This is a genomic window from Microbacterium sp. MYb54 (assembly GCF_002979515.1).
In the GTDB taxonomy this organism is placed as follows: Bacteria; Actinomycetota; Actinomycetes; order Actinomycetales; family Microbacteriaceae; genus Microbacterium.
In genome coordinates this window covers 20,499-29,064 of the sequence record NZ_PCPA01000034.1, presented here as the reverse complement: position 1 = coordinate 29,064, position 8,566 = coordinate 20,499, and the positions used below count along the sequence as shown (strand labels likewise).

Here is an 8,566-nt window from a genome sequence, read left to right as displayed (position 1 = left end):
GGCGTCGGCGATGTGGGGGGTGGGGGAGGCGGCGGGAACGCGACGGTCGGCTGCCCCGCGGGGAAGCCACTCTGCGAAGGGGCACCGCTCTGCTGTGCGGGATAGGTCTGTGCGGGATAGGTCTGTGCGGGATAGGTCTGTGCGGGATAGGTCTGTGCGGGATACGGCTGTGCAGGGTACGGCTGCGCGGGATAGGTCTGTCCGACCCCTGGTTGTCCGGCGGGCGCTGGGGTGCCGTACTGCGGGTACGCATTCCCCGGCGCCGCCATGGCGTACTCCGGTACCTGTCGAGGCGGAGGCGCCGAGGTGACGGCGCGTGAAGGATCGACGCGGAACGGATCGTCCTGCTGCTCCTCGGTCCAACCGAGATCACGCCGCTCCACGTAGGCGATGAGCGTCTGGTCCAGGCCTTCGTAGCGCATCCGGCAGTCGAGGTAGACGAGTGCCGAACCGGTGCTCTGCACCACGAGGGTGATGGCCTGGATCACGAGCAGCAGAATCTGCGGTGCGATCAGCGTCAGCATGAACCCGACCACCGCGCTCGGGTCTTCCGCGCCGGTGGGGGCGACGACCGAGCTGAGGAGCGAGCTGAGCAGCACCACGGGGAAGCTCACGACCTGCGATGCGAGGCCCATGATCGCACTGATGAGGAAGGTCACCCCGAAGGCGACCCAGAAGCGGCCGCGGGTGAGCCGCCACGAGCGCACGAACGCGTCACGGAAACGCGCGTGCTCGAGCACCAGGATCGACGGCACCAGCAGCAGCTTCGTCGTCAACCACACCGCCAGGGGAATGCAGGCGAGGACGATGAGGATCACCACGATCACGACCACTCCGACGAGTTCGGCGCTCCCGCCCAGGCCTCCGGCGATGAAGGCGGCGATGATCACAGTCACGATCGTGATGAGGCCGAACATCGCGACGACCGAGAGCGAAGCGAAGCCCGCGAGTCGCCAGAATGCCGGCGCCATCCTGCGCCACAGCATCCGGAGAGTCGCTTTCACGCCGATCGAGGCGTAGCCGATCTCTGCGGCGACGACGCCCTGCATCATCGCCGTGAAGGCGATCGAGGCGAGTCCGACGGCGAGTCCCGCGATCAGATTGATCGCGATCGTCCCGGCGAACACGGCTTCGAAGTCCGGCGAAGAGGGTGAGACGGTCTGCAAGCGGCTGAAGGTCGTGAAGAACACGACACCCATGACGAGCGCGGTGATGAGGACCACGACGAGCTGGATGACCACGGCGAACCCGAAGAGCACCTTCGGGTTGTGGCGGAGAGCGGCGAAGGCCTTCCCGAGCAACATCCCGAAACTCAGCGGGTGAAGAGGAATGATGCCCTTCTTCGGGGCAGGGGTCCACGTCTGGCCGGTCATTGACATTCCCTCTCCGTCGCGCGCTCCCATCGTGTCATATCCCGTGCGTGGCGCGCAGACCTGGGGTCGGCGGGACTCGGTGCCATAAGGTAACTCTTATGACCTCACGTATTCTCGTGGTCGACGACGACACCGCGCTCGCCGAGATGATCGGGATCGTGCTTCGCACCGAAGGCTTCGAGCCGGTTTTCTGCGCAGACGGTGCTCGTGCCGTCGACGAGTGGCGCGCGCAGCGACCCGATCTGGTGCTGCTCGATCTGATGCTCCCCGGCATGGACGGAATCGAGATCTGCACGCGCATCCGCGCCGAATCGGGTGTGCCGATCATCATGCTGACCGCGCGCAGCGACACTGCCGACGTCGTGCGTGGACTCGAGGTGGGCGCGGATGACTACATGGTCAAGCCCTTCAATCCGAAGGAGCTCGTCGCCCGTATCCGTACCCGCCTCCGCCCGACGCCCCAGGCCACGAGCGAGCAGTTGCGGGTCGGTGACCTCACCGTCGACGTCGACGCGCACGAGGTCCGCCGAGGCACGGCACCGATCGCACTCACCCCGCTGGAGTTCCAGCTTCTCGTCGCGCTCGCCTCGAAGCCCCAACAGGTGTTCTCCCGCGAGATGCTCCTCGAGCAGGTGTGGGGCTACCACTACAAGGCCGACACGCGACTGGTGAACGTGCACGTCCAGCGCCTGCGCGCGAAGGTCGAGCTCGACCCGGACAACCCCAAGATCGTGATGACGGTTCGCGGCGTCGGCTACCGCGCCGGGAGCATCGGCTAGGAGCACGATGGCCGCGACGACAGCGACCACGACGACGGTCGCTGTCCTGCGCGACTGGCGAGGTTGGCCGACGATGCTCGGCATCCTCTGGCGGCGTTCGCTGCGCTTCCGCACTCTCTCGATCACCCTGCTCGCGACCTCCTTGGCGATCTTCATCACGTGCGTGACGATGGCGCTCGTGATCCAGAACGACCTCTTCGTCTCGCGCAAAGACGTCGCGCTCGAAGACGCCAGGCGCGCAGTCGACCAGGCGCAGGGGATCCTGGACGTGGCCGAGGTCGGCGACGACCCCGCTGCCCTCACCGAACTGTGGAACGTCATCCAGTCGAACCTCACCCGCACATCGAGCACTGATCAGCTCGCCGGATTCAAGATCGAGAATGCGGAAGGTGTCCGGCTGAACGGCTTCGAGGCCGGGTTGAGTCGGAGCCTGCTGAGTCCGGAGCTCCAGGCGCGCGTCGTCGAGTTCGACGACCGTCAGGCCTGGCAGTCGGTGGCTTTGCCCGTCGCCGACGGAGGAGACGTTCCCGGCATCATCGTCGGGCAGCAGCTCCAGGTGCCGGAGGCTGGGGCGTTCGCGATCTACTTCGCCTACGACCTCGGCGATGCCGATCAGACGCTCGTGTTCGTGCAGCGGACGCTGTGGATAGCCGGGATCGGACTGGTGGCGATCGTCGCCGCGATCTCCTGGATCGTCCTTCGAGCGGTCTCCACCCCGATCGTGCAGGCCGCCGAGACGAGCGCCCGGCTGGCGGCCGGCGACCTGGGCGTGCGCCTCGAGGTGCATGGCGAGGACGAGCTGGCCACCCTCGGACGCTCGTTCAACGCGATGGCCGACAGCATCGAGTCGCAGATCAAGGAGCTCGGCGAGCTCTCGATGGTGCAACAACGCTTCGTGTCGGATGTGTCGCACGAGCTGCGGACCCCGCTGACCACCATCCGCCTCGCCGCCGACATGCTCAATGACCAGCGTGAGGAGTTCGACCCCACCACCGCACGCACGGCCGAGCTGCTGCACGCTCAGGTGCAGCGGTTCGAGACGCTGCTGTCCGACCTGCTCGAGATCAGTCGATACGACGCGGGATCGGTGCAGCTCGAGCTGGAGGCGACGAGCCTCACCCACCTGGCCGAAGACATCATCGAGCAGATGCGACCGCTCGCGGAAGGGCATGGCACCGAACTGAGGCTCGTGGCGCCAGGCGGGTATTCGCCCGTCGACATGGACCCGCGGCGAGTGCGCCGGGTGCTGCGCAACCTGATCGGCAACGCTATCGAGCACGGTGAGGGGCGACCGGTGGTCGTCACGATCGACAGCAACCAGCACGCGGTGGCCGCCGGTGTGCGCGACTTCGGCCTCGGGATGGAGCCGGCCGACGCGGAGCGGGTGTTCGACCGCTTCTGGCGCGCCGATCCGTCACGACAGCGCACGATCGGAGGCACCGGCCTCGGGCTCTCGATCGCTCTGGGCGATGCGACCCTGCACGGCGGCACGCTCGACGTCTGGTCGGAGCTCGGTGTGGGAACGAACTTCGTGCTCACGATTCCCCGGCACGACGGTGTCCTGGAAGGCCCGAGCCCGATCTCGATCGAGCCGCAGGAACCGTTCGCGGAGATCGGCGATGCGACGCAGCCGATCTCGCTGACAGACGCACCCGCCGGCATGTTCGACGAGGAGGACTGGACATGACCCAGCGAAGAGGGAATCGAGGGTTGCGGGGCATCGCACTGGTGCTCGCCGCGTTGCTGCTCCCCGCGTGTGCGGGACTGCCCACGAGCGGTGACGTCGCCGTCGGCCTCAAACTCGGAGAGTCCCCACAAGACGTCGACATCCTCCCGGTCGCGTCCGGTCCGATCACCGGTGCCGGGCCCGAAGAGATCGTCGAGGGCTTCCTCGAGGCGGGCATCACGACGACCGACAACTGGGACACCGCGCGCGACTTCCTCGCACCCTCGCTGCAGCGGAGCTGGACCCCTTCAGCCGGGGTGTCGATCGACTCCGGCACCGACACGAGGACCGTCACCTCCTCGGTGCCCGATGACGAGGTCGAAGGCGCGGACACCGCGGAGGTCCAGGTCACGCTCGACCTGCTCGCGAGCGTCGACGATTCCGGCGGATACTCCGAGGCACTCGGCTCGTCCAACGTGGCCTTCACCCTGCAGCGGATGGAGAACGGCGAATGGCGCATCACGCAGGCGCCGGACGGCGTCGTGATCGACGAGACGCGATTCATCAAAGTCTTCGAGGGGTATCCGCTGCAGTACTTCGACCTCGGCTGGTCGAGGTTGGTGCCTGACATGCGGTGGTTCCCGCGGCGGCAGAGCCCCGCGACGACCGTGACCAGGGCGCTCGTCGGCGGTGCGCCCAGTGAATGGCTGGACCCTGCCGTGCAGAACGCCTTCCCTGCCGATGTGCAGCTGGCGCAGGACGCGGTGCCCATCATCGGCCAGGTCGCGGATGTCGCGCTCACGCGCCCCGCTGCAGGCCTCGACGCGGCCACGCTCGCCCGTATGCGCACCCAGCTCCAGGCGACCCTCCGAGCCGCCGGCGTCGCCATCACACAGGTCCGGTTCACGGTGGACGGGCGCAACCTCGACGCCGGAGTGGCGGATGTCGTCGAACCATCGGCCGCGATCGGCACACTCGTGCTGCAGAATGGGGCGTTCGGGCGGATAGTCGGAGACGAGATCTCGCCCATCGCCGGTATCAGCTCGGAGATCACCGCCATCACGCAGCCCATCGTCTCGATCGATGTCGCAGCCGACGACGCTCGCGCAGCTACCCAGCTCGGCGACGGACACGTCTATCTGATCGGGGAGGGAAGTCTCGACGAGCTCGATGCTCGTCCGGGCCTCGTCAGGCCCTCGCTCGATCCTTACGGCTATACGTGGTCCGTCCCTGCCGGAGCGCCCACAGCGTTGCAGGCGTCGGGAAGCGACGCCGTGGCGCATCAGGTCACGAAGGCCTGGCCGAGCGCATCGGCTATCTCTCATCTGAGAGTCTCGTCGGACGGTGCCAGGGTCGCTGCGGTGGTCACGGTCGGCAAGCAGATGTGGGTCGTCGTGGCGGCCGTGGTCCGTGACTCGGCGGGCATCCCGATCGAACTGGGCGAGGTCAAGCAGCTGACCCAGCTCGCCGAGCCGGCGACCGGGCTGGTGTGGCTCGGTGCTGACCGGCTGGGGGTGCTGGCCGACCCGAACAGCCCGACTCTCCTCACCCAGATGGTGGGAGGGCCGGGATCGGTGGAGGCTGCGCCGGCCAACGCCACCTCGGTCGCGGGAGCGCGCACTGCCACCGGTGTGCGGATTCTCGACGCGAACGGCGAGCTGTTCGCCCACGCGGGGTCGGCCTGGCGAGAGGTCGCCTCAGGAGTCACCGTGCTCGCCACGCGCGCCGGGGAGTGAGTCTTCCTGCACGACGGGTCATCGCCACCCTGTTCCCCAGCGGGGCGGATCCACGGTGCATCCGGCGACGTCGTCGGCGCAGAATCGCTTGATGTCCAGAAGACGTGACCTGCTTCTGATCGGTGCTGAGATCGCCGCACTGCTCCTCTCTGCGACCTGCGCGGGCTGCGATGAACCGGGAACCCTGCTGTGTGCGCCGTGCAGGCAAGCACTGGTCCCGACTCCACAGGACGCTGTAACGCCTCGCGGCCTGGTGGTCAGGGCCGCGCTGCCGTTCGAGGGCGTCGCGTCGCGGTGCATCCGCCGGCTCAAGGGGGAGGGTGAGACTCTGCTGGCCGGACCGCTCGGAACGGCGCTCGCCGCTGTGCTCGCCCCGGAGATCGCCCCCACCACCTGGGTCATCCCGGTACCGACGTCGAGAAGGGCCTTCCGACGTCGGGGGTACCGCGTTCCCGATCTCTTGATCCGTCGCGCGGATGCAGCCCCGCAGAGGGCGCTCTCGCTGGTGACCAGCACTGTCGACCAGCGTGGGCTCGGCGCGCAGGCCCGCGAGCAGAACATGCGCGATGCCATGCGCGCACGCCGCCCGGGGGAGGGCGCCGATGCAGTGATCGTCGACGACGTCGTCACGACCGGAGCGACGATCGACGAGGCGGCTCGAGCTCTCGAAGCGGGCGGCTTCCGTGTCGTGGCGGCCGTCGCGCTCGCCGCCACGCCGCGTCGTGCGGGATTCTGATGAACCTCATCGAGAACGCACCGATGACACAGGGGAATGACCTCGTGACTTCCGCCGACGGGCGGACTACGGTGGGGGGACACAAGGCGACCACGGTCCGCCCTTGGCCGGGAGGACCGGGACAAGGAGGCAGCAATGGAAACAAGCATCGTTGGCGTCGGAGTGGGTATCACTGATCGCTTCCGAACCGTTGTCGAAGAGAAGATCGCCAAGATCCAGATGCTCGCGTCTCGCGCGCAACGGCTGGATGTGAAAGTCACCCATCGCGCGTATCGCAACGGTCACGTTCCCGATGAGACCGTCGAGCTGACCTTGATCGGGAAGGGACCGGTCGTTCGCGCAGAGGCGACGGACGGCGACAAGTTCGTGGCACTCGATCTCGCGGTCGACAAGATGTCCGAGCAGCTGCGTCGAGCGAAGGAGAAGCGAGTCGACGGGCGACAGCACCCGCGTGGCGCTCACTTCGAGAAGGGCAGCGGAGAGCTCGAAGGGATCGACATCCAACCGGCATCGGCGGATGTCCTCCAGGCGGTCGCGACCGGTAGCGTGCCGGTGCAGCCGGCCGAAGACGAGGAGTATTCTCCCGTCGTCATCCGCACGAAGAGCTTCGATGCCGAATGGATGACCGTCGAAGAAGCGGTCGACCGGATGGAGCTGGTCGGACACGACTTCTTCCTCTTCGTCGACGTCCGCACCGATCACCCCAGCGTCGTCTACCGACGCAAGGGTTGGGACTACGGTGTGATCGCGCTGAGCACCCAGGCTCCGCCGTCGGAGGCGCTCGCTTCCTGATTCGAGTCGCAGAACGGCCCGCCCCGATTAGGAGCGGGCCGTTCTGGCGTTCGGGGTGAGGAGGGCGTCAGTCGAAGATGCCGTCGAGGAGGCTGCCGATCACGAGACCGCCCAGGATGCCCGATGCGAGGTCTCCGCCACCGCCTCCGCGTCTTCCACCGCCACCGCCCCAGCCGCCACCGCCACCGCCCCAGTCCTGATCCTGTGGGCGGGAGGAGTCGATGTCGCGCTGTGCGAGCTGCAGGGCCTCGGAAGCAAGGTGGGCGACCCGACGGGCCTGGATGAGCGCAGCCTCGCGCGTGTCTTCTGCGGGGAGGAGGTCGGAGAGATCGACGCGAAGCCGCTCAGCTTCGGCGAGGCGGGTTCGGGCGTCCGCACCGATCCAGCCACGGTGTCCCGAGATGAGGCCGCGGGCCACGCCCAGCTGTCGGTCGGCATCATCGATCGCATGCTGGACCTGAGCGATGCTCGGGAGCGGGTTCTCGGCACGATGACGCGCCTTGGCGATCGCCTCGTCCAATGCCGAATTGGCATCGCGCAGCTGGGAGAGCTCGGCGAAGGGGTCGTTGGGCGTGCCCGACGGTGTCAGCGCGGCGAGAGCGGCTTGGAGCGCCGCGACCGCCTGGGCGACCGCCGGAACCGCGGGGGCGGTACGCGCAGCGATGAGGTCTCCGCGAGAGTCGGCCACGACCTCGGCGAGTGTGGATTCGGCCCGTAGCGCCTCGATCTCGAAGTCTTCGACCGCGTCGAGCAGTGCAGACGCGCGCCGGGTCGCCTCGGTCGCCGTCTCGAGTGCGACGTTCGCCTCTTCGTTCTGCTTGGCTGCGCGGCGACGTTCCGACACATCGGCGCTGTGCGTCGCGAAGCTGATGAGCTGCTCCGCCTCGGCGGCGCTGGCGGTGATCTGGTGCATCGCCGAATCGGCGTAGCGTGCCGAAAGTCGCGCGACGGCCTCGTTGGTCTGAGGGATGCGTGCGCTCAGGGCTGCGGCGTCCGCTCGCACCTGCGCGATGACCTCGGGTGCACGGCGCACCTTGGCCACGGACTCGGCGAGGACCGAAGTCTTCTCGTCGAGGAGATCCTGAGCCCACTCGCACAGCTGCAGGATGCGCGCGTTGCGCGTGCGCAGCTCCTCATCCGTGTCGGGGATCTCGTCATGGTTCAACTGGTGGAGCTGGAACGCCTCACGCAGATGGGTGCGCACCGCAGCGAGCGCCTTGCGCAGGTCGGAGGTGAGCGATTCGCCGAGCTCGGCCTCGGCGAAAGCGAGCTCGTCCGAGGTCGTGCGGATCCGCTCGTCGGTTGCGACCAGGGCCTGCTCAGCGCGCAGAGCCAGATCGGCGTCCTGTGCGGCGAGTTCTTCCTGTTCGCGTTTGCGTCTGCCCCAAAATCCAGCCATGACCCGATCCTAGTTTCCTTCGCGCCTGTGGTGGCTGGGCATCCGCCCGGGGCGAACGGCATTCTCGCCCCGGTCGTGCCGGACG

General features: G+C 67.7%; 7 protein-coding genes. 5 read left to right on the top strand and 2 right to left on the bottom strand.

Annotated features, from left to right (window positions below; genetic code table 11):
• A partial coding sequence (locus CQ040_RS21315) for a pentapeptide repeat-containing protein (protein ID WP_374955213.1) occupies nucleotides 1-363 on the bottom strand: 363 nt, incomplete at its 3' end.
• 1,108 nt (nucleotides 364-1,471) lie between these two features.
• Between CQ040_RS21315 and mtrA the strand changes: the two genes are divergently transcribed.
• The 5 genes from mtrA (at nucleotide 1,472) to hpf (ending at nucleotide 7,082) form a co-directional block, all read left to right on the top strand.
• Nucleotides 1,472-2,152 (top strand): MtrAB system response regulator MtrA, encoded by a 681-nt coding sequence (gene mtrA, locus CQ040_RS19790; RefSeq protein ID WP_105528581.1) that lies wholly within the window; start codon nucleotides 1,472-1,474, stop codon nucleotides 2,150-2,152.
• A 7-nt stretch (nucleotides 2,153-2,159) separates the two neighbouring features.
• The gene (gene mtrB / locus CQ040_RS19785) at nucleotides 2,160-3,839 is read left to right on the top strand and encodes an MtrAB system histidine kinase MtrB (RefSeq protein WP_105528580.1); all 1,680 of its coding nucleotides are present in this window, start codon (nucleotides 2,160-2,162) and stop codon (nucleotides 3,837-3,839) included.
• Nucleotides 3,836-5,554: an LpqB family beta-propeller domain-containing protein gene (locus CQ040_RS19780; protein ID WP_181157080.1), complete on the top strand. Its 1,719-nt coding sequence runs from the start codon at nucleotides 3,836-3,838 to the stop codon at nucleotides 5,552-5,554. Before mtrB ends, CQ040_RS19780 begins: the two co-directional genes overlap by 4 nt.
• A gap of 91 nt (nucleotides 5,555-5,645) precedes the next feature.
• Nucleotides 5,646-6,290: a ComF family protein gene (locus tag CQ040_RS19775; protein ID WP_105528582.1), complete on the top strand. Its 645-nt coding sequence runs from the start codon at nucleotides 5,646-5,648 to the stop codon at nucleotides 6,288-6,290.
• Between the two features lie 135 nt (nucleotides 6,291-6,425).
• Entirely contained in the window at nucleotides 6,426-7,082 is a 657-nt protein-coding gene (hpf, locus tag CQ040_RS19770) for a ribosome hibernation-promoting factor, HPF/YfiA family (protein WP_105528578.1), read from the top strand.
• A gap of 67 nt (nucleotides 7,083-7,149) precedes the next feature.
• Here hpf and CQ040_RS19765 read toward each other — a convergent pair whose 3' ends face one another.
• Nucleotides 7,150-8,481 (bottom strand): hypothetical protein, encoded by a 1,332-nt coding sequence (locus CQ040_RS19765; protein WP_028503721.1) that lies wholly within the window; start codon nucleotides 8,479-8,481, stop codon nucleotides 7,150-7,152.
• Nucleotides 8,482-8,566: the final 85 nt, after the last annotated feature.